22 protein-coding genes and 1 pseudogene are annotated in these 19,591 nt (G+C 63.1%); 13 read left to right on the top strand and 10 right to left on the bottom strand.

Translation table 11 applies throughout. The annotated features are described in order from the left end of the window. Positions 1–211, top strand: a pseudogene (gene tdh, locus EN749_RS05230) (L-threonine 3-dehydrogenase); the annotation flags it as partial. Between the two features lie 7 nt (positions 212–218). Here tdh and EN749_RS05235 read toward each other — a convergent pair. Together EN749_RS05235 and EN749_RS05240 are read right to left on the bottom strand one after the other, a co-directional pair. Next, complete coding sequence (locus EN749_RS05235) at positions 219–725, bottom strand: DUF2380 domain-containing protein (RefSeq protein ID WP_127269415.1); 507 nt, start codon at positions 723–725, stop codon at positions 219–221. Between the two features lie 154 nt (positions 726–879). Then, positions 880–1,353 (bottom strand): MarR family transcriptional regulator, encoded by a 474-nt coding sequence (locus EN749_RS05240; RefSeq protein WP_127329839.1) that lies wholly within the window; start codon positions 1,351–1,353, stop codon positions 880–882. 88 nt (positions 1,354–1,441) lie between these two features. On the opposite strand from EN749_RS05240, the gene hmgA reads away from it, so the two are divergent. Genes hmgA through EN749_RS05265 form a run of 5 tightly spaced genes read left to right on the top strand, consistent with a single transcriptional unit; the run spans position 1,442 to position 5,497 of the window. Beyond that, positions 1,442–2,755, top strand: a complete 1,314-nt coding sequence (hmgA, locus tag EN749_RS05245; RefSeq protein WP_128362680.1) for a homogentisate 1,2-dioxygenase — start codon at positions 1,442–1,444, stop codon at positions 2,753–2,755. Positions 2,756–2,766: 11 nt separating this feature from the next. Beyond that, the gene (locus EN749_RS05250; protein WP_189367384.1) at positions 2,767–3,654 is read left to right on the top strand and encodes an MBL fold metallo-hydrolase; all 888 of its coding nucleotides are present in this window, start codon (positions 2,767–2,769) and stop codon (positions 3,652–3,654) included. Then, complete coding sequence (locus EN749_RS05255; RefSeq protein ID WP_128362682.1) at positions 3,651–4,664, top strand: fumarylacetoacetate hydrolase family protein; 1,014 nt, start codon at positions 3,651–3,653, stop codon at positions 4,662–4,664. Before EN749_RS05250 ends, EN749_RS05255 begins: the two co-directional genes overlap by 4 nt. A gap of 4 nt (positions 4,665–4,668) precedes the next feature. Next, positions 4,669–4,956 (top strand): hypothetical protein, encoded by a 288-nt coding sequence (locus EN749_RS05260; protein ID WP_127270135.1) that lies wholly within the window; start codon positions 4,669–4,671, stop codon positions 4,954–4,956. A 4-nt stretch (positions 4,957–4,960) separates the two neighbouring features. Then, the gene (locus EN749_RS05265) at positions 4,961–5,497 is read left to right on the top strand and encodes a DinB family protein (protein ID WP_128362683.1); all 537 of its coding nucleotides are present in this window, start codon (positions 4,961–4,963) and stop codon (positions 5,495–5,497) included. On the opposite strand, the gene EN749_RS05270 is transcribed toward EN749_RS05265, so the two are convergent. Together EN749_RS05270 and hppD are read right to left on the bottom strand one after the other, a co-directional pair. Next, positions 5,494–5,682 carry a type II toxin-antitoxin system prevent-host-death family antitoxin gene (locus EN749_RS05270; protein WP_127270132.1) on the bottom strand — a complete coding sequence of 63 codons (189 nt, stop codon included), beginning with the start codon at positions 5,680–5,682 and terminating at the stop codon, positions 5,494–5,496. The genes EN749_RS05265 and EN749_RS05270 overlap by 4 nt on opposite strands. A 57-nt stretch (positions 5,683–5,739) precedes the next feature. Continuing rightward, a complete protein-coding gene (gene hppD, locus EN749_RS05275) occupies positions 5,740–6,855 on the bottom strand; it encodes a 4-hydroxyphenylpyruvate dioxygenase (protein ID WP_128362684.1) in 1,116 nt (371 codons plus the stop codon). Positions 6,856–6,993: 138 nt separating this feature from the next. Here hppD and EN749_RS05280 point away from each other — a divergent pair, with 138 nt between their 5' ends. Continuing rightward, positions 6,994–7,461: an Lrp/AsnC family transcriptional regulator gene (locus EN749_RS05280; protein ID WP_127270128.1), complete on the top strand. Its 468-nt coding sequence runs from the start codon at positions 6,994–6,996 to the stop codon at positions 7,459–7,461. A 12-nt stretch (positions 7,462–7,473) separates the two neighbouring features. On the opposite strand, the gene EN749_RS05285 is transcribed toward EN749_RS05280, so the two are convergent. The 4 genes from EN749_RS05285 to aztA form a co-directional block, all read right to left on the bottom strand. Continuing rightward, on the bottom strand, positions 7,474–7,812 hold the full coding sequence (locus EN749_RS05285) for a TIGR01244 family sulfur transferase (protein ID WP_127270126.1): 339 nt from the start codon (positions 7,810–7,812) through the stop codon (positions 7,474–7,476). Positions 7,813–7,962: 150 nt separating this feature from the next. After that, positions 7,963–8,904, bottom strand: a complete 942-nt coding sequence (aztC, locus tag EN749_RS05290; protein ID WP_128362685.1) for a zinc ABC transporter substrate-binding protein AztC — start codon at positions 8,902–8,904, stop codon at positions 7,963–7,965. A gap of 27 nt (positions 8,905–8,931) precedes the next feature. Then, entirely contained in the window at positions 8,932–9,807 is an 876-nt protein-coding gene (gene aztB / locus EN749_RS05295; protein ID WP_031212890.1) for a zinc ABC transporter permease AztB, read from the bottom strand. Then, on the bottom strand, positions 9,807–10,616 hold the full coding sequence (gene aztA, locus EN749_RS05300; RefSeq protein WP_127322948.1) for a zinc ABC transporter ATP-binding protein AztA: 810 nt from the start codon (positions 10,614–10,616) through the stop codon (positions 9,807–9,809). The genes aztB and aztA overlap by 1 nt, the downstream gene beginning before the upstream one ends. Positions 10,617–10,841: 225 nt before the next feature. On the opposite strand from aztA, the gene EN749_RS05305 reads away from it, so the two are divergent. After that, entirely contained in the window at positions 10,842–11,186 is a 345-nt protein-coding gene (locus EN749_RS05305; RefSeq protein WP_127271894.1) for a RidA family protein, read from the top strand. A 142-nt stretch (positions 11,187–11,328) separates the two neighbouring features. Here EN749_RS05305 and hutC read toward each other — a convergent pair whose 3' ends face one another. Together hutC and EN749_RS05315 are read right to left on the bottom strand one after the other, a co-directional pair. Next, positions 11,329–12,060, bottom strand: coding sequence for a histidine utilization repressor (gene hutC / locus EN749_RS05310; RefSeq protein WP_164874001.1), 732 nt, complete (start codon positions 12,058–12,060; stop codon positions 11,329–11,331). A 2-nt stretch (positions 12,061–12,062) separates the two neighbouring features. Further along, a complete protein-coding gene (locus tag EN749_RS05315) occupies positions 12,063–13,415 on the bottom strand; it encodes a formimidoylglutamate deiminase (protein WP_128362686.1) in 1,353 nt (450 codons plus the stop codon). Positions 13,416–13,513: 98 nt separating this feature from the next. Between EN749_RS05315 and hutI the strand changes: the two genes are divergently transcribed. Genes hutI through EN749_RS05340 form a run of 5 tightly spaced genes read left to right on the top strand, consistent with a single transcriptional unit; the run spans position 13,514 to position 19,402 of the window. Beyond that, positions 13,514–14,749 (top strand): imidazolonepropionase, encoded by a 1,236-nt coding sequence (gene hutI / locus EN749_RS05320; RefSeq protein ID WP_127810737.1) that lies wholly within the window; start codon positions 13,514–13,516, stop codon positions 14,747–14,749. Further along, positions 14,746–16,287: a histidine ammonia-lyase gene (hutH, locus tag EN749_RS05325; protein ID WP_127810736.1), complete on the top strand. Its 1,542-nt coding sequence runs from the start codon at positions 14,746–14,748 to the stop codon at positions 16,285–16,287. Before hutI ends, hutH begins: the two co-directional genes overlap by 4 nt. After that, positions 16,287–17,105 (top strand): N-formylglutamate deformylase, encoded by an 819-nt coding sequence (gene hutG, locus EN749_RS05330; RefSeq protein ID WP_127810735.1) that lies wholly within the window; start codon positions 16,287–16,289, stop codon positions 17,103–17,105. The genes hutH and hutG overlap by 1 nt, the downstream gene beginning before the upstream one ends. 26 nt (positions 17,106–17,131) lie before the next feature. Beyond that, positions 17,132–18,802, top strand: coding sequence for a urocanate hydratase (hutU, locus tag EN749_RS05335; RefSeq protein WP_128362687.1), 1,671 nt, complete (start codon positions 17,132–17,134; stop codon positions 18,800–18,802). 12 nt (positions 18,803–18,814) lie between these two features. Further along, positions 18,815–19,402 (top strand): HutD family protein, encoded by a 588-nt coding sequence (locus tag EN749_RS05340; RefSeq protein ID WP_128362688.1) that lies wholly within the window; start codon positions 18,815–18,817, stop codon positions 19,400–19,402. Positions 19,403–19,591: the final 189 nt, after the last annotated feature.

A 19,591-nucleotide genomic window follows, 5' to 3' on the forward strand; every position in this document is an offset into this window, starting at 1 on the left:
CGACTGGAACAAGGTCATCTTCAAGATGCTGCATCTCAAGGGCATCTACGGCCGCGAGATGTTCGAAACCTGGTACAAGATGATCGCGCTTGTGCAGGGCCCACTGGATGTCTCCGGCCTGATCACCCACCGCATCGGCATCGACGATTTTCAGGCCGGCTTCGATGCGATGCGCAGCGGCAGTTCCGGCAAGGTGGTGATGGACTGGTAGATGCCGCCTAGCGCAGGATTCTGTTTTTCATCAACCATTTCACGGAGCGGGGCCACGCGTGGTTCGCACCCATGCGAAGATCGGTAAACCCCTCCGAAACATGTCTCCCGGTTTCGGCGTCAAGGATGCGAATGAACATAGTATGTTCCGTTCGGTTGACGCGCGTTACGACGCCAAGCAAGGCAAGCGACGCGCCGTGCTCCTTGGCAATCGGTCCTTCACAACCAGCGCAGTTGCGCAATCCGTGCGGCGCAGCAGCCTGTGTATCCCTCGCCGGCACATCAATTACTGTAAAGCGCCCAGACTGGGAGAGCATGTCCTTTGCAACTTGTGCCGATTCCGACAGATAGCGCCTGTCATATTCATCCGGGGGAATTATTCCCGCCCCGGCGCTCTTGTCCTCCAATTCGAAAGGGAACACTTCGATCGACATCGGCTTTGTCTGCTGGGCCTGCGCAAATGTGCAGGTGCCTACAAGTAGCGTCACCAGGACACTTAATGCGCGAATGCTCATCGTAGTCCTCCCGTCGGTGTAATGGGCATTATACGCGGCCTGACAACGCAAATCACGATCAAATCGAAAGCAATGCTATGCTTTGGCTGTGGTGGGAGCTCCCACGCAGTCTCGCTCGAACTCTGTCGTTTAGGGTGATTGGCTTGATCTTGGACTAACCCTTGCTCGGGACCAGGCTGGTCTCCAATGCAGCCAGTCCGCTGGTGATCGCCGTGCGCTCTTCAGCGCTGAGCCTTGCCAGCAAATCCCGTTCGAACGCCTTGGCCAGCGGCACCATCTCGCGATAGGCGGCAAGTCCCGTTCCGGTCAGCGTCAGATGTTCGATACGGCGGTCTTTTTCGTCCGGTTTTCGCGTCAGCCAGCGACGCCGTTCGAGCTCGGCGACAGCGCGCGAAACCTTTGTCTTGTGCATGGCCGATTGCTCACCGATTGCAGACGCCGTCATCGTTCCATGCTGCCCCAGCCCCGAAAGGGTGCGCCATTCCGGCCGCGTCAGGCCGTGGCTATCCTTGTAAATCCGCGAAAATTCGCGGCTGACGGCGTCGGCAAGCCGGTAGAGCCGGTAGGGCAGGAAATTTTCCAGATTGAGAATTTCAGGCGCGTCGGACGCTTCGCTCTTGATCGCCATTTTTCAAAGCCGCCATTGATGGTTACATTTTCAATGGTTACAAATGAAACCAGTTTGGTCAATTGAGATCCATTCCGGGGAGGAAGCAATGGCCTTTTCCTACATGCCGGGCTTCGGCAACGGCTTCGAAACCGAGACGCTGCCCGGTTCGCTGCCACAAGGACGGAACTCCCCGCAGCGGCCGGCCTACGGCCTCTATGCCGAGCAGCTTTCGGGCTCGCCCTTCACCGCCCCGCGCGGCACCAATGAGCGCTCTTGGCTCTACCGGATCCGGCCGAGCGTCAAGCACACTGGCCGCTTCAAGCCTGCGAGCTATCCCTTGTGGAAGAGTGCGCCCAATGTCGGCGATCATGAGTTGGCGCTTGGCCAATACCGCTGGAATCCGGTGCCGATGCCGAAAGAGCCGACCGATTTTATCGCCGGCATGCGCAGCATCACCACCGCCGGCGACGTGCTCGGCCAGACCGGCATGGCGGCACACGTCTATGTCGCCAACCGCTCGATGGTTGACGATCATTTCTTCAACGCCGACGGCGAATTGCTTGTCGTGCCCCAGGTCGGCGCTTTGCGCTTCGTCACCGAGATGGGCGCCATCGAACTGCGCCCCGGCGAGATCGCCGTGCTGCCACGCGGTCTGGTCTTCAAGGTCGAACTCGTCGATGCCGAAGTGCGCGGCTATGTCTGCGAAAACTACGGCGCCAAGCTGACGCTGCCCGACCGTGGCCCGATCGGCGCCAATTGCCTGGCCAATCCGCGCGATTTCAAGACTCCTTGCGCCTGGTTCGAGGAGAAGGAAACGCCGTGCCGGCTGACGGTGAAATGGTGCGGCAATTTCCATGTCACCGAGATCGGCCATTCGCCGCTGGACGTCGTTGCCTGGCACGGCAACTACGCTCCCTACAAATATGATCTGGCGACCTTTTCGCCTGTCGGCGCGCTGCTGTTCGACCATCCCGACCCGTCCATCTTCACGGTGCTGACCGCACCGAGCGGCGAGGAGGGCACGGCCAACATCGACTTCGTCATCTTCCCGCCGCGCTGGCTGGTGGCGGAAGATACGTTCCGGCCGCCCTGGTACCACCGCAACATCATGAGCGAGTTCATGGGCCTGATCCACGGCCAGTACGACGCCAAGGAAGAAGGTTTTGTGCCCGGCGGCATCAGCCTGCACAATCTGATGCTGGCCCATGGGCCGGATGCGCCTGGCTTCGAAAAGGCCTCGCGCGCGGACCTGAAACCGGTCAAGCTCGACAACACCATGGCGTTCATGTTCGAGACCCGATTTCCGCAAATGCTGACCCGCTACGGCGCCGAGCTCGAAACCCGGCAGGACAATTACATCGACTGCTGGGCGGATCTGAAGAAGCGTTTCAACGGCACGCCCGAGGGCGACTGGTCTTGAGCACCGAGCCAATGCCGGATCGGCTGGTGCTTTTGGGCTCGAAGGGTGGTCCGGCATTGCGGCCGGGTGGTCCGTGGCCGAGTTCGTCGCTGCTGCAGATCGGAGGCCGCAGCATCGTCGTCGACTGCGGGCTTGGCGTCACGCGCGGTCTGGTCGATGCCGGTATCAGCCTGAAGGCGCTCGACCTGATCTTCATCACGCATCTGCACTCCGACCATGTCCTGGAACTGGGGCCGCTGATCCACACCGCCTGGACGGCGGGTCTGGCCACGCCCGTCGGCGTGTTCGGTCCGCCCGGCACTATTCACTACTGGCGGCGCTTTTGCCAGGCGATGGAGTTCGATATCGAGATCCGCATCGTCGATGAAGGCCGGCCGGATATTCGCGACCTGGTTTCGATCAGCGAATTCGACGAAGGCCAGGTGCTCGAGCAGGGCGGCTTGACGGTTTCGGCGCTGCGCGTCGAGCATCCGCCGGTGACCGACTGTTTTGCCCTGCGCTTCGAGCACGGCGGGAAAAGCGTGGTGTTCTCCGCTGACACGGCCTTCTTTCCGCCGCTGGCGGATTTTGCCCAAAGCGCCGATACCCTCGTCCATGAAGCCATGCTGGAGGAAGGCATCGAGCGGCTGGTGGCCAGGACCGGCAATGGCGCGCGGCTGAAAGGCCACCTGCTCGCCAGCCATAGCTTTGCCGAAGAGGCCGGCATCATCGCCAGCGATGCCGGCGTGAAGAGGTTGGTGCTCAACCACCTCATTCCGGCCGACGACGCCAAGATCGGCGAGGCCGACTGGACTGACGCTGTCAGGAAAACATGGGCCGGCGACTTGACGATCGCCCGCGACGGCCTTGTTGTGGAGTTAAGCAGCGAGAAAGCTGCACAAGGAGAGGAAACTGCATGAAGCTTGCCACATTGAAGGACGGGACGCGCGACGGAAAACTCGTCGTCGTCTCGCGCGACTTGACACGCTTCACCGACGCCTCGTTCCTGGTGCGCACGCTGCAGGCGGCGCTCGACGACTGGCGCCGCATCGCCCCGCATCTCGCGACAATAGCGGAATCGCTTGAGAACAATGCGGTGCCGGCGGAGCGCTTCCACGAGCATGACGCCCACTCGCCGCTGCCGCGCGCCTATCAATGGGCCGACGGCTCGGCTTATGTGAATCATGTCGAACTGGTGCGCAAAGCGCGCGGCGCCGAGATGCCTGCGAGCTTCTGGACCGACCCGCTGATCTACCAGGGCGGCTCAGATTCTTTCATTCCGCCACGCGATCCGATCCGCATGGCTGACGAAGCCTTCGGCATCGACATGGAAGGCGAAGTCGCCGTCATTGTCGACGACGTGCCGATGGGCGCCAGTGTCGATGAGGCGCGCGCGGCGATCCGGCTGGTCATGCTGGTCAATGACGTCACGCTGCGCGCGCTCACCGGACCGGAACTGGCCAAAGGTTTCGGTTTTTTCCAGTCAAAACCGTCCTCGGCGTTTTCGCCTGTCGCGGTGACGCCGGACGAACTGGGTGATGCCTGGGACGGCGGCAAGGTCAGCCTGCCGCTGCTCGCCGATCTCAACGGCAAGCCGTTCGGCCGGGCCAATGCCGGTATCGACATGACCTTCGATTTTCCGGCGCTGATCGTTCACGCAGCAAGGACACGGCCATTGGCGGCCGGCACGATCATCGGCTCGGGGACCGTCTCCAACAAGCTCGACGGCGGGCCGGGCAAGCCTGTTTCGGCCGGTGGCGCTGGCTATTCCTGCATCGCCGAACTGCGCATGATCGAGACCATTGTGTCAGGCGAATCCAAAACGCCGTTCCTGCGCTTCGGCGACACGGTGCGCATCGAGATGAAGGACAAAGCTGGGCATTCGATCTTCGGCGCCATTGAGCAGAAAGTCGAGAAATACGAGAGGTAAGGGCATGACGGGGGACTATCTGCTGGCCGGTGTCTGGGCACTCGCCATACTGGCGGTCTTCATCCAGGCGATCCGGCTGAGCTACCGCATTGAGGCGCGATCGCCCGGCCTGACCAACCGCAGCGGCTTTCCGCGCAAGGCGATGATGTTCCACACCATCACCAACATGAACGTCGCGCGCGACGAGGAAACGCAAGCCATGCGGCGGCGCATGAACCGGCTTCTGCTGATCGTTCTTGCCGGATTCGCGATCATGGGGGCAGGCTTGCATCTGATGCGGGCAGGGGGATGATCTCGTGAACCTGCTCGACCATCTGCGCCGTATGGCCGGCAACAATCTGTGGTCGAACGACCGGCTCTACCGCGCGGTGCTGTCGCTCCAGCCAGGCGAGTTCGAGGCCGAACGCACCAGCTTCTTTCCATCGATCAAGGCGACGCTCAACCACATCCTTGCGGTCGATCTTCTCTACCTCGATTTTCTCGAAGAGGGTGGTCTCGGTGCTGCCGCCCATGACGACTTCGTGCCCCTCGACGAGCCGGGGGCGTTGTTTGCGGTGCAGGTCGCAGCCGACCGGCGGCTGATCGCCTTTTGCTATAGACTGTCGGCCGACGACCTCGATCGGCAGGTTATCACCGACCGGCGCGAGGACGGCATGATCCCCGAGCGCATCGGCGACATCCTCGCCCATGTCTTCCTGCACGACATCCATCATCGCGGCCAGGTGCACGCCATGCTTTGGGGGACGTCGGTCAAGCCGCCGCAACTGGATGAGTTTCTGCTCTATTATGATGCGAAGCTGAGGGAGAGAGAGGTCGAGCGGTTGGGGCTCTAATTAATCGTCAAGCCGCTCGGCCCTTTCAGAGCAGCGGTGGCGCCGATAGGTCTTTCCTTGCCGGGGGGCGGCAAGAGACGCGCTACGACCCTGCCGCGCCGGGTGATTACGATCTCCTCGCCGGCATTTGCACGCCTGACGAGTTCCGACAGTTTGGCTCTGGCTTCCGTAATAGAGACGTGCACGGCTCGACCTCGCTAGGCCCAACCTTAAGCCAAAGCCGGGCCGCAGCGAGAGTAACCTTACGCCGCTTTGCCGTCCACCTTGATCACCCCGCGCTTGATCTGGTCCTGCTCGATCGATTCGAACAGCGCGCGGAAATTGCCTTCGCCAAAACCTTCGTCGCCCTTCCTCTGGATGAACTCGAAAAAGATCGGCCCGATCACGGTTTTCGAAAAGATCTGCAGCAGGATCTTGGTCGTGCCGCCATCGACGACGCCTTCTCCATCGATCAGGATGCCGTGCTTCTTCATGCGCTCGATCGGTTCGTCATGGCCGTTCACGCGGTCGTACGACATGTCGTAGTAGGTCTCCGGCGGACCGGGCATGAATTTCAGCCCGTTCTCGGTCAGCCTATCGGTGGCGGCATAGATCTCGTCGGTGCCGACAGCGATGTGCTGGATGCCCTCGCCATTGTATTTCTTCAGATATTCGGCGATCTGGCTGGTCTCGTCCTTGGACTCGTTGAGCGGAATGCGGATCTTGCCGCAGGGCGAGGTGATGGCGCGGCTCACCAGGCCGGTGATCTTGCCGTCGATGTCGAAGAAATGGATCTGCTTGAAGCCGAACAGATTGCGGTAGAAATCCCACCATTTGTCCATCTGGCCGCGATAGACATTGTGGGTCAGGTGATCGAGATAGTAGAAGCCGACGCCTTCCGGCCGTGGGTCGCGAGCGCCCAGCCATTCGAACTCGGCATCATAGGCCGAACCCTTCTTGCCATAGGTCTCGATGAAGTAGAGCAGCGAGCCGCCAATGCCGATGATTGCTGGCACGTCGAGCGCTTTGTCGGCGCCTTCGTAAGGCATGGCGCCCTTGGCAACCGCATGATCGAAAGCGTGTTTGGCATCCACCACCCGCCAGGCCATCGAGGCAGCACAGGGGCCGTGCTTGTCGACGAACTTCATCGCATGCGAGCCGGGCTCGGCATTGACGACATAGTTGATGTCGCCCTGCCGCCAGATGGTGACGTCTTTCGTGCGGTGCCTGGCCACGGCGAGATAGCCCATGCGGGTGAACAGTTCGGCCAGTTTCTCCGACTCCGCATGCGCGAATTCGACAAACTCGAAGCCGTCGGTGCCGGCCGGGTTGTCCTTGCCGATCCTGGCGGGCGGGGCGTCGTGCGGGAATGGACCCATGATATTCCTCCGAAAGCTGGCCTGGCCTGAAAAGGCCATTTGACACGATCATAACGCGGAGGAGGCGCACGGTGCTTGCATTCAAACGCTTGAAATGATGATGTCATGCGTGAAGCGTGCATGATGTGAGGAAAAACCATGGATGAGGCGCGCATTGACCAGTTTGACCGCAAGATAATGGCGCTGTTGCAGGGTGATGCGCGGCTGACCAACAACGATCTTTCGGAGCGGGTGAACCTGTCGGCGTCGCAATGCTCGCGCCGCCGCCAGCGGCTGGAGGAGGACGGCTTTATCAAGGGCTATCGCGCCGTTCTCGACCGCGACAAGCTCGGTTTTTCCCTGGTCAACGTCATTTCGGTCACGCTCGCCACGCACAACCGCGACAATGCGCGGCGCTTCGGTGAACTGGTGGCGCGGCTGCCTGAGGTGCAGGAAGCGCACGCGCTGACCGGCGAGATGGATTACATCCTGAAAGTGGTGACGCCCGACTTGAAATCGCTGTCTGAATTCGTCAACGGCGTGCTCCTGCCACACGAATCCGTGCAGCACGTGAAGACAGCGATCGTGCTGGAGACGTTGAAGGAGACCGGCGCGCTGCCGATCTAAATCTTGGGCGGATCAACCCTTCGACTGCTGGATCAGCCCATAGAGATTGGTGCAGCGGGCGCCGGAGCGGCAATAGGCGAAGACCGGGCCGTCGAGCTCGTCGAGCGCTTCGGCCTGATCCTCGACATTCTCGGCGGTGATCTGGCCGCTGATGACGGGGATGTAGCGGAAGGCGAGCCCTGCGGCTTCGACCGCCGCCTTGACGGTGTCGGCAGAAGGCTGGCCGGGCTGTTCGTCATCGGGCCGGTTGCAGATGACACTCTTGAAGCCGGCTTCCTTGATGGCGGCGACGTCCTCAGGCTGGATCTGGCCCGAAACCGAATAGTCCTCGCTGATTTCGCGGTATTCCATGGCAGCATCCTCGCAAACTGGTCAGGCGGCAGTCTTGCCACTCCCCGACATGGGCGGCAATCCGTACCGAAGGAATTCTCTGCCAAATAGACACTGCGTGCCGGAAAATCCAACCGGGCCGATGCGGCCCGGCTGGACAATCCTCCATACTCAGCTGCCGAGAATGGCGCCTTTGATCTGACGGATGTTGTTGTGCATCATGTCGATATAGGTCGCGGCCGGGCCGTCGGGCTGCGACAGCGCATCCGAATAGAGCGTGCCGCCGACCTTGATGCCGGTTTCGCTGGCGATCTGTTCGATCAGGCGCGGGTTGGTGATGTTCTCGACGAAGATCGCAGCCGCCTTGTCCTGCTTCACCTGATTGACCAGTTTGGCGACGTCTGCGGCGGATGGTTCGGAGTCGGTCGAGATGCCTTGCGGGGCGAGGAAGGTCAGGCCGTATGCGTGTTCGAAATAGCCGAAGGCGTCATGCGAGGTGATGACGACGCGCTTGTTCTCCGGGATTGAGGCGATCGCCGCTTTCACTTCGCCTTCGACCGCGTCGAGCTTCTTCGTGTAGGCGGCGGCATTGGTCTGGTAGCTGACGCAGCCTTCCGCATCCGCTGCGCAGAAAGCCTCGGCGATGTTCTTCACGTAGATCCTGGCATTGGCGATCGACTGGAAGGCGTGCGGATCGGTGACCGTCTTGCGGCCGTCGGTGCCGGCACCTTCGGCCGCGTCGGCATCCGCGAATTCAGGTTTGAAATCGATCGGCGTCACGCCCTTGGTCAAGGTGATGATAGACGCCTTGGTGGCGCTGGCATCGACCAGCCGCTGCAGGAAACCTTCGAAATGCAGGCCGTTGACCAGAACGATGTCGGCCTTGGCCATGGCCACCGCATCGGCCGGGCTCGGCTCGTAGACATGGGCGTCGCCATCCGGCCCGACGATGGTGGTGACGTCGATGCGGTCGCCGCCGACATTTTTGGCGAAATCGGCAATGACGGTGAAGCTGGCGACCACTTTCAGCGGTGCGGCCAAGGCCGACGATGCGCCAAAAGCGGTTAATGTTATAACGCTCATCGCCAGGGCGGCATGGATCGATTTCAGCATAGACGGGTCTCCTTCTAGGGGCGGGGATCAGGCCGTTCTGTGACGGTGATGGATGATGCGCGCGCGCAGAATGCCGCGCGTGCCAAACAGGATCGAGGCGAAATAGACGACGCCGGCCGACAGGATGATGGCCGGGCCGGATGGCAGCGACGCGTGATAGGACAAAAGCAGCCCGGCGACGCAGGACGCAAAGCCGATCAGCACCGCCAGCACGCACATCGGCTCGACGCGAACTGTCCAGAAGCGGGCGGCTGCGGCCGGCAGCATCATCAGCCCAACCGACAGAAGCGTGCCGAGTGCCTGGAAGCCGCCGACAAGGTTGAGCACGACAAGGCCGAGGAAGATGAAATGCACCGGACTGCCGAGCCGGCTGACCGAGCGCAGGAACAGCGGGTCGAGGCATTCGGCGACCAGCGCCCGCCAGAAGATGGCGAGGCTGACCAGCGTCACCGCGACGATGCCGCCGATCAGCGTCAGGGCCTCATCGTTGAGCGCCAGCACGGTGCCGAACAGCACATGCATGAGATCGACGCTGGAACCGCGGATCGACACCATCAGCACGCCGATGGCGAGCGAAATCAGATAGAACGCCGCCATCGAGGCGTCCTCGCGCTGTATGGTGAAGCGCGAGACGGCGCCGGCGCCGAGCGCGACGATGACGCCGGCGATCAGGCCGCCGATGGTCATCGGCAGGATCTCCAGCCCATAGAACAGGAAGCCGGCGGCCGCGCCGGGCAGGATTGCATGCGCCATCGCGTCGCCCGACAGGCTCATGCGCCGCAGCATCAGGAAGACGCCGATAGGGCAGGCGCCGAGCGACAGCATCAGCGAACCGATCAAAGCCCGCTGCATGAAGCCGAAATCGGCGAAGGGCGCGATGACAAGACCGTAAAGCATGTCCATCAGGCAGCCCTCGGTCCGACGCCGTGTCGATGGTCATGGTGATCGTGGCCATGGTGATCGTCACCATGAGCGTCCTCGCCCGGCTCGCACCAGGGTGCATTTTCTTCCCAGGCTTCGTGGAAGCGGCGGGCGCGCAACAGGTTGTCAGGTTTCAGCGTTTCCCTGGTTTCGCCCCAGGCGATCGGCTGGCGGGCGAGAAGCAGCGTTTCGGGGAAATTCTGCCGCACCAGGTCCAGATCGTGGACGACAACCATGATGGTGCGTTCCTCGCCGTGCCAGTGCTTGATCAGGGCAATGAGGTCGCCGACCGTCTTGGCGTCGACGGCGTTGAAGGGTTCGTCGAGCAGGATGAGGTCGGCGTCCTGCAGCAGGACGCGCGCAAACAGCGTGCGCTGCAACTGACCGCCCGACAGCGTGTCGATCGGGCGCTTTTCAAAGCCGCCGAGGCCGACCGCCATCAGCGCCTTGCTGACGTCATCGCGATCTTCCTTGGTGTAGCGGCCAAGCAGGCCGCGTCGTGGCCACAGGCCGAGCGAAACCAGATCGACCACCCGTGCCGGAAAGGAGCGGTCGAGCTCCGATTGCTGCGGCAGATAGGCGGCACGTACACCGGGCGCGCGGATAACCTCGCCGGCCATTGGCTTCAGGACGCCGACAATGCCTTTCATCAGCGTCGATTTGCCGGAGCCATTGGCGCCGACCACAGCGGTCAGCGAGCCCTTGCGGATGGTGCCGTCGAGATGATGGATCGCCGGATGGCTGCCGTAGCCAAGCGTCAGGTCGCGGAATGTCAGGCAGGTATTTGTCATTCTGCGATCCGTAGGCGGCGAAATCCGGCTGCTGGCAGCGGCCGATTGGATATGTGATGTTATTACATTAGTCAACAAGCCAATCCGGCGGAATTGCGGCCGCGGGGCAACTTGCCGTGTGTGCATGCCATATGCCGTTGGCCCAAGGGGATTCGACCTGGCGACCTTGCCCCAAGCCGGCCGCGACTCTAAAGAAGCGCAACCGTCACAGGAAGGAACCATCCAATGAGCATTCGTCGCATCGATGTCGGCCCGCGCATGAGCCAGATCGTCATCCATGGCAATACCGTCTATCTGGCTGGTCAGGTCGGCCAGCCAACCGGCAACGTCGCTTCGCAGACCAGGGACATCCTGGCGGCTGTCGACGAATTGCTGGCCAAGGCTGGCTCCGACAAGACCAAGATCCTGCAGGCGATCATCTGGCTGGCCGACATGAGCACCTTTGCCGAGATGAACGCGGAATGGGACAAGTGGGTGCCGCAGGGCAACACGCCAGCCCGTGCCACCGGCGAAGCAAAGCTCGCCACCCCGGACTATCTGGTCGAGATTATTATTACCGCCGCGATTTGAGTTTTTACCCTCCCCCTTGTGGGGAGGGTCGCTGCAAAGCAGCGGGGTGGGGGTCGGCGCCGCACCCCCACCCCGTTTCGCCACCATTGCTTCGCAATGCCGGCTCGCCGACCCTCCCCACAAGGGGGAGGGTGAAGAAAGACTACCCCTGCGGCCTGAACCTTGCCACCAGCGTGTGGCTCTCGGCCGCGTAGGTAAAGCGCACATGGGTGACCGGATGTTCGGCGCTCCATGTCCGTCGCTCGACCACCAGGCACGGCGCGCCGGCTTCGATGTCGAGTGCGGCCGCTATATGTCTGTCGGCGGCGACAGCGCGAATCCGGTGCTCGGCTTCGCTCCACGGCACGCGGCCGATCAGCCATGGTCCTGGTGCGATGGCCACGAATTCCACGTCTGCTGCCTCGGGTACGGCGGTGAGGTTGATCAGCCGCTGTTCATGCGCGAACGGCCGCTCGCCGGCGAAATGCCCGCATTCCAGCGCCACAACCGGTCCGGCCAAGCCCAATTCCAGCAGGGCGCGATCCTCGGCGCTGCTGCGCCTTTTGTGCCGAGCGACGCGCTCGTAGCGGTAAGGCAAGCCGAGCGCTTCGACCTCGATGCGGATATCGTGGATTTCCAGCACCGCCGCTTGCGACTGCGGCCGGCGCACAAAGCTGCCTGAGCGGCGGCGTCGTTCGATCAGCCCGGCCTTGGCAAGCTGTGACAGCGCCTTGTTCACCGTCATGCGCGAGCAATTGTATTGCACGCTCAGTTCGTGCTCGAACGGGATGCGATGGCCGGGCGCCCAGGCACCGGACGTGATCTTCTCGCTAATGTCGGTCAGGATGCGCTGGTGCAGCGAGCCGCCACCTTCCGCTACCACTGTGCCGGCCATGCTCATGCCGAAAGCGCCGTCATCACGCTGCGAAACCGCTCGGCGATAGCCTCTCGCTCCACATGCCTGCCGCCGCTGACCTGCTTGAGCCCATGCACCCAGACGCAGTCGACCTTGCCGCCATTGGCGAAGATCCAGGCGTCCAGGATCGCGTCGCCGCTCTTGCCGGCCAGCGAGGGATTTTTGGGATCGAGCGAGACGAGATCGGCGGATGCGCCGGCGGCGATCTGCGAGATGCCGGCGCCAAGGGCGACGCTGCCCCCGTCCAGCGCGGCATCAAACAGCGCCCGGCCGGTCGAGCCGCCCGCGACCGCCAGCACATTGCGGGCGCGGTGGGCGAGGCGCTGTGAATATTCGAGCTGGCGCAATTCGTCGGGCAGGCCGATGAGCACGTTGGAATCGGAGCCGACGCCAAAGCGGCCGCCATGGTCTCTGAACAGTGGCGCGGCAAAAGTGCCGTCACCGAGATTGGCTTCGGTGATCGGGCAGAGACCGGCGATGGCGCCGCTCCTGGCCATGGCAACGGTTTCAGCATCGGTCATGTGCGTGGCGTGGATTAGGCACCAGCGCTTGTCCACCTTGGCATGGCCAAGCAGAAATTCGACCGGCCGCGCGCCCGACCAGGCAAGGCAATCCTCGACCTCTTTCACCTGCTCTGCAATGTGGATGTGGATAGGCCCATCCGGCGCTAGGGCAGTCACCTCAATCAGTTCTTCCGGCGTCGCGGCGCGAAGGCTGTGCGGAGCGACGCCGACGACAGCCTGATTCAACGCGCGAACCGATTCGCGGCATTTCTCAACAAGCCGCGAGAACCGATTCACATCGTTGATGAATCGCCGCTGGCCTTGGTTTGGCGCGGCGCCGCCGAAAGACGAGTGCGCATAGAACACTGGCAGCAGCGTCAGGCCGATACCTGTTTCGCCGGCCGCCGCCGCGATGCGCTCGGCCATCTCGGCAAGATTGGCGTAGGATTTTCCATCCCGGTCGTGATGTAGATAGTGAAATTCGCCGACGCGGGAAAAACCGGCCTCCAGCATCTCGACATAGAGTTGTGCGGCAACCGCCTCGACCTGATCGGGTGTCATCGACAGGGCGAAACGGTACATCACCTCGCGCCAGCTCCAGAAACTGTCGGCGGAGGGGCCGCGAAGTTCGGCAAGGCCGGCCATGCCGCGCTGGAAGGCGTGGCTGTGCAAATTGGGCATGCCGGGCAACAGGATCGCGTGGCGTTCGTCGCCGGCTGCTGCTGCGGCGCCAGGCTGAACGGCTGTAATGCGTCCCTCGGCCAGGGTGAGCCGCACATTATCGCGCCAGCCATCGGGAAGGAGCGCCTGTTCCGCAAAGATCGCTGCCACTTTTCTCTCCGGTTCTCTGTCTCTCATGCGATGATGGCACTTGCAGTGCGTTTCAATATGTATATACATAATCGTCATCGATTGAAACGGAAAAGATGATGGCTGGACAGAGCAAAAGCCGGGCAGGGGATCTTCGTCTGTGGCGCAATGCGCGGCTAGCGACAATGGCCGACGGGTCTGCCGGACTTGGCGTCGTCGAACATGGCGCGGTCGCTGCGCGTGACGGCCGCATTGTCTATGCCGGCCCCGAGTCGGAGCTGCCCCCAACACTTGCCCTGGCCGCAGAAACGGTCGATTGCGAGGGCCGCTGGATCACGCCTGGCCTGATCGACTGCCACACCCATCTGGTCCACGCCGGCAACCGCGCCAACGAATTCGAGATGCGGCTGGCCGGCGCCACCTATGAAGAGGTCGCCCGGGCCGGCGGCGGCATTGTTTCGTCGGTCAAATCCTTGCGCGCCGCCAGCGAAGACGAACTGGTCACTCAATCGCTGCCGCGCCTCGATGCGCTGATCGCCGAAGGCGTGACCACCGTCGAGATCAAGTCCGGCTATGGCCTCGACCTCGAAAACGAGAAGAAATCGCTGCGTGCAGCCCGCCAACTGGGCGCGCAACGGGCGGTGACGATCCGCACCACCTTCCTCGGCGCTCACGCGCTGCCGCCGGAAGCCAAGGGCGACAAGGACTACTTTATCGATCTGGTCGCCAATAAGATTCTTCCATCGGTTGCCGCCGAGGGGCTGGCCGATGCCGTCGACGGTTTCTGCGAAGGCATCGCCTTTTCGCCGGAACAGATGGCGCGCGTCTTCGATGCGGCCAAAGCAGCAGGCCTGCCGGTCAAGCTCCATGCCGACCAGCTGTCCAACCTGCATGGCGCCGAACTCGCCGCCCGTTACGGTGCGCTGTCGGCCGACCATCTCGAATACACCGATGATGCCGGTGCAGCGGCGATGGCCAAGGCCGGAACCGTGGCGACGATCTTGCCCGGCGCCTACTATTTCATTCGCGAAACCAAGAAGCCGCCGATCGGCCTGTTTCGCCAGCACGGCGTCAAGATGGCTGTCGCCACCGACAACAATCCCGGCACTTCGCCGCTGACCTCGCTGCTTCTGACCATGAACATGGCCGCGACCCTGTTCGGCCTGACGGTCGATGAATGCCTCGCCGGCGTCACCCGCGAGGCCGCCCGCGCGCTTGGTTTGCTGGGTGAAACCGGCACGCTGGAAGCCGGAAAATCGGCCGACCTGGCGATCTGGGACATCGAGCGCCCCGCCGAACTCGTCTATCGCATGGGCTTCAACCCACTGCATGCCCGCATCTGGAGAGGACAATGACCGAACTGACCCTGAAGCCCGGCAATGCGACGCTGGCCGACTGGCGCGCCATCTATCGTGGCGCCGTGCCCAAGCTGGACAATGCCTGCCGGCCAAAGATCAAGGCGAGCGCCGAGGCTGTCGCCAGGATCGTTGCCAAGGGCGAGCCGGTCTATGGCATCAACACCGGCTTCGGCAAACTGGCCAGCGTCCGCATCCCGGCCGAGGATCTCGAGACCTTGCAGCGCAACATCGTCCTGTCGCACGCCGCCGGCGTTGGCGAGCCGATGCCGGTTGCTGTCTGCAGGCTGATGATGGCGCTGAAGCTCGCCAGCCTGGCGCAGGGCGCGTCGGGCGTGCGGCCGCAAACCATCGAATTGCTGGAAGCAATGCTGGCCAACGACGTCATCCCGGTGGTGCCGGCGCAAGGTTCCGTCGGCGCCTCCGGCGACCTCGCCCCGCTGTCGCACATGACGGCGGTGATGATCGGCGTCGGCGAATGCTTCACCCCGCATGGCCGTTTCCCGGCCAAGGTCGCCTTCGTCTCGCATGGATTGGAACCGGTGACGCTGGGCGCCAAGGAGGGCCTGGCGCTGCTCAACGGCACCCAGTTTTCGACCGCCTATGCGCTGGCCGCCTTGTTCGAGGCCGAAGTGCTCTACCAATCGGCGCTGGTCGCCGGTGCCCTGTCGACCGACGCGGCAAAAGGGTCCGACGCCCCCTTCGATCCGCGCATCCATGTGCTGAGAAAGCATCCCGGCCAGATCGAGACGGCCGACGCCCTGCGCAATCTGATGGCCGGCAGCGCCATCCGTGAATCGCATCGGGTTGGCGACGAACGCGTGCAGGATCCGTATTGCCTGCGCTGCCAGCCGCAGGTGATGGGCGCTGCACTCACCGTGCTGCGCCAGGCGGCCGACACGCTGGGCACCGAAGCCAATGGCGTCACCGACAATCCGCTGATCTTCGCCGAGGATGACACCGCGCTTTCCGGCGGCAATTTCCACGCCGAGCCGGTGGCCTTCGCCGCCGACATGATCGCGCTCGCCATCTGCGAAATCGGTTCGCTGTCGGAACGCCGCATCGCCATGCTTGTCGATCCGGCGCTGTCCGGCATGCCGGCCTTCCTGACGCCGAAGCCCGGCCTGAACTCCGGCTTCATGATCCCGCAGGTGACGGCGGCGGCGCTCGTTTCGGAGAACAAGCAGAAAGCCTATCCGGCCAGCGTCGATTCGATCCCCACCTCGGCAAACCAGGAAGACCATGTTTCGATGGCCGCGCACGGTGCGCGCCGGCTGATCGGGATGGTCGAGAACGCCACCGCCGTGATCGGCATCGAATTGCTGGCCGCGGCCCAAGGCTGCGATTTCCATGCGCCGCTGGCCTCGAGCGACGCCCTGGAGGCAGTGCGCAAGCTGGTCCGGGCCGAAGTGCCGCATCTCGACAATGACCGCCATTTCCACCCCGATATGGAAAAAGCCATCGCCATGGTGCGCAGCGGTGCGGCCATCGAGGCCGCCGGCGGCGTGGCTCTGCCGTCGGTTTCCGGAGCGATGTGATGGCAAGCGCGCCCTGGCTGACGGTCACGCCCGGCACAGCGCCGTTGCTGGTGTCGATCCCGCACACCGGCATCGACCTCGCCGGCCTTGAGAATCGGCTGGTCTCGCCCTGGCTCGGCCGCCGCGACTGCGATTGGTGGATCGATAATCTCTATGACTTTGCTGCCGGCCTCGGGGCGACGGTGGTGCACACCGCGATCTCGCGCACCGTCATCGACGTCAACCGCGATCCCTCCGGCGCCTCGCTTTACCCCGGCCAGGCGACGACCGGCCTTTGCCCGACCGAGACTTTCGATGGCGATCCGCTCTATCGCGAGGGCGAAGAACCGGGGCCGTCGGAGATCGACGAGCGTCGCGAGAAATTCTTCGTGCCCTACCATGCCGCCTTGCAGGTCGAGATCGACCGGTTGCGTGGCCTGCACGAAAAGATCGTCCTCTATGACTGCCACTCGATCCGTTCAGTGCTGCCGCGCCTGTTTGAAGGCACGCTGCCGGTTTTCAACCTCGGCACCAATGACGGCAGGAGCGCCGATCCGACGCTGCAGGCGATGGTCGGCCAGATCATGGCCGAAACCGGTGAAACCTTTGTCATCAACGGCCGCTTCAAGGGCGGCTGGATCACACGCCATTTCGGCCAGCCGCAACAAGGCGTGCATGCGCTGCAGATGGAACTCTCCAACCGCGGCTATATGCGCGAGCCAGATGGCAAGGGTACGCCGGACAATTGGCCGGTGCCCTATGACGCCGAGTTCGCAGCACCGATCCGCGCCACGCTGCGGAAAATCCTCGAGACCGCGACATCCTGGGCGCGCGTCTGACATCAGGTCCTTTATGGAGTGACGCCATGAACAATCCTCGCCACAACATCCGCGAAGTCCGCAGCCCGCGCGGCACCGAAATCAGCGCGCGCTCCTGGCTGACGGAAGCGCCGCTGCGCATGCTGATGAACAATCTCGACCCGGATGTTGCAGAAAATCCCAACGAGCTGGTCGTCTATGGCGGCATCGGCCGGGCGGCGCGCACCTGGAACGACTTCGACCGCATCGTCGCCTCCTTGAGGACGCTGGCCGATGACGAGACTTTGCTGGTCCAGTCCGGCAAGCCGGTTGGCGTGTTCCGGACCCACCCGGACGCCCCGCGCGTGCTGATCGCCAACTCCAATTTGGTGCCGCACTGGGCGAATTGGGAAAAGTTCAACGAGCTCGATAAGAAGGGCCTGATGATGTACGGCCAGATGACGGCCGGCTCGTGGATCTACATCGGCACGCAAGGCATCGTGCAAGGCACCTACGAGACCTTCGTCGAGGCCGGCCGCCAGCACTATGGCGGCAATCTCAAGGGAAAATGGATACTGACCGGCGGTCTCGGCGGCATGGGTGGCGCCCAGCCGCTCGCCGCCGTCATGGCCGGCGCCTGCTGCCTGGCGATCGAATGCAACCCGGACTCGATCGATTTCCGCCTGCGCACCCGCTACGTCGACGAGCGCGCCGACACGCTCGACGAGGCGCTGGAAAAGATCGAACGCTGGACCAAGGCCGGCGAGGCGAAATCGGTCGGCCTGCTTGGCAATACGGCCGAGATCGTCCCGGAAATGTTCCGGCGTGGCATTCACCCCGATATGGTCACCGACCAGACCTCGGCGCATGATCCCATCAACGGCTACCTGCCGAAGGGCTGGACGATGGCCGAGTGGCGCGAGAAGCGCGTCAGCGACCCCAAGGTGGTCGAGAAGGCGGCACGCGCTTCCATGCGCGAACATGTCGAGGCGATGGTGGCGTTCTGGAACGCCGGCGTGCCGACGCTCGACTACGGCAACAACATCCGCCAGGTGGCCAAGGAGGAGGGGTTCGAGAACGCCTTTGCCTTCCCCGGCTTCGTGCCGGCCTATATCCGCCCGCTGTTCTGCCGTGGCATCGGGCCGTTCCGCTGGGCAGCCCTTTCCGGCGATCCTGAGGATATCTACAAGACCGACGCCAAGGTGCGCGAACTGACGCCCGGCAACACCCATCTGCACAATTGGCTCGACATGGCGCGCGAGCGCATCGCCTTCCAGGGCCTGCCGGCGCGCATCTGCTGGGTCGGCCTTGGCGACCGCCACAGGCTCGGACTCGCTTTCAACGAGATGGTGGCCAAGGGTGAGCTGAAGGCGCCTGTCGTCATCGGCCGCGATCACCTCGATTCCGGCTCGGTCGCCTCGCCAAACCGCGAAACGGAATCCATGAAGGACGGCTCGGACGCTGTGTCCGATTGGCCGCTGCTCAACGCGTTGCTCAACACGGCGTCCGGCGCCACCTGGGTGTCGCTGCACCATGGCGGCGGCGTCGGCATGGGTTTCTCGCAGCACGCCGGCATGGTCATCGTCGCCGACGGCACGCCGGACGCCGCAAGGCGCCTGGAGCGGGTGTTGTGGAACGATCCGGCGACCGGTGTCATGCGCCATGCCGATGCCGGCTACGACGTCGCCATCGAATGCGCCAAGGAGCACCAGCTCAATTTGCCCGGCATTCTCGGCTGATTGGCTGAACCGATGCGCATCCTGCGGGCAGCCGAATACCGGTCGATGCCGTGGAAGAACGGCGGCGGCGTGACGACGGAAATCGCCGTTTCGCCCTCGGGTGCCGGTCTCGACGACTTCGACTGGCGCGTCTCGATGGCGCGCGTCGAACTGAGCGGTCCTTTCTCGCAATTTGCCGGGATCGATCGCACCCTTGCCGTGCTCGAAGGCGAGGGCATCGTCCTTGAGATTGCCGGCCACCCGCCGACATCCATAAACAGGACGACGGCCCTGTTTTCTTTCCCTGCCGACGTGCAGACCTCGGCTGCACTGATCGGCGGGCCGATCACCGATCTCAATGTCATGACCCGCCGAAGCCGGGTGACGCATTCGGTCGAACGCCTGGTGATTTCGGCCCCCGTGGAAGTCCGGACTGAAGCCGGCACAACGCTCATCCTATGCTTGGAGGGCGACGTCAGCGTGCCCGCCGCTGAACCGGTCCGCCTCGGTCCGCTCGACACGCTGCTGTCCGGTCCGGTCAGCACCGGCCTGCTCGTCCAACCCGCCCATGAGGCAACGCTGTTCGTGATCCGGATCGGCGCCATTGCCGGCAACGATTAACGCTTGTTTCCAAACATGATCGCGGCACCGGCGAAATATAGCGTAAGCTGCTGGCGGCATCACGAAAAAGCCTGAATCCTCTCCGCCGATCTGGCCTGGCGGGAAGTGGGGTGCTTGTCTTTGAGTTTTGCTGAGAGACGACGCCCTGTCGTGGTGCGGAAACAAACTTTCGGCAAGTGGGGTTTATGC

Source organism: Mesorhizobium sp. M7A.F.Ca.ET.027.02.1.1 (assembly GCF_004022985.1).
GTDB lineage: Bacteria > Pseudomonadota > Alphaproteobacteria > Rhizobiales > Rhizobiaceae > Mesorhizobium.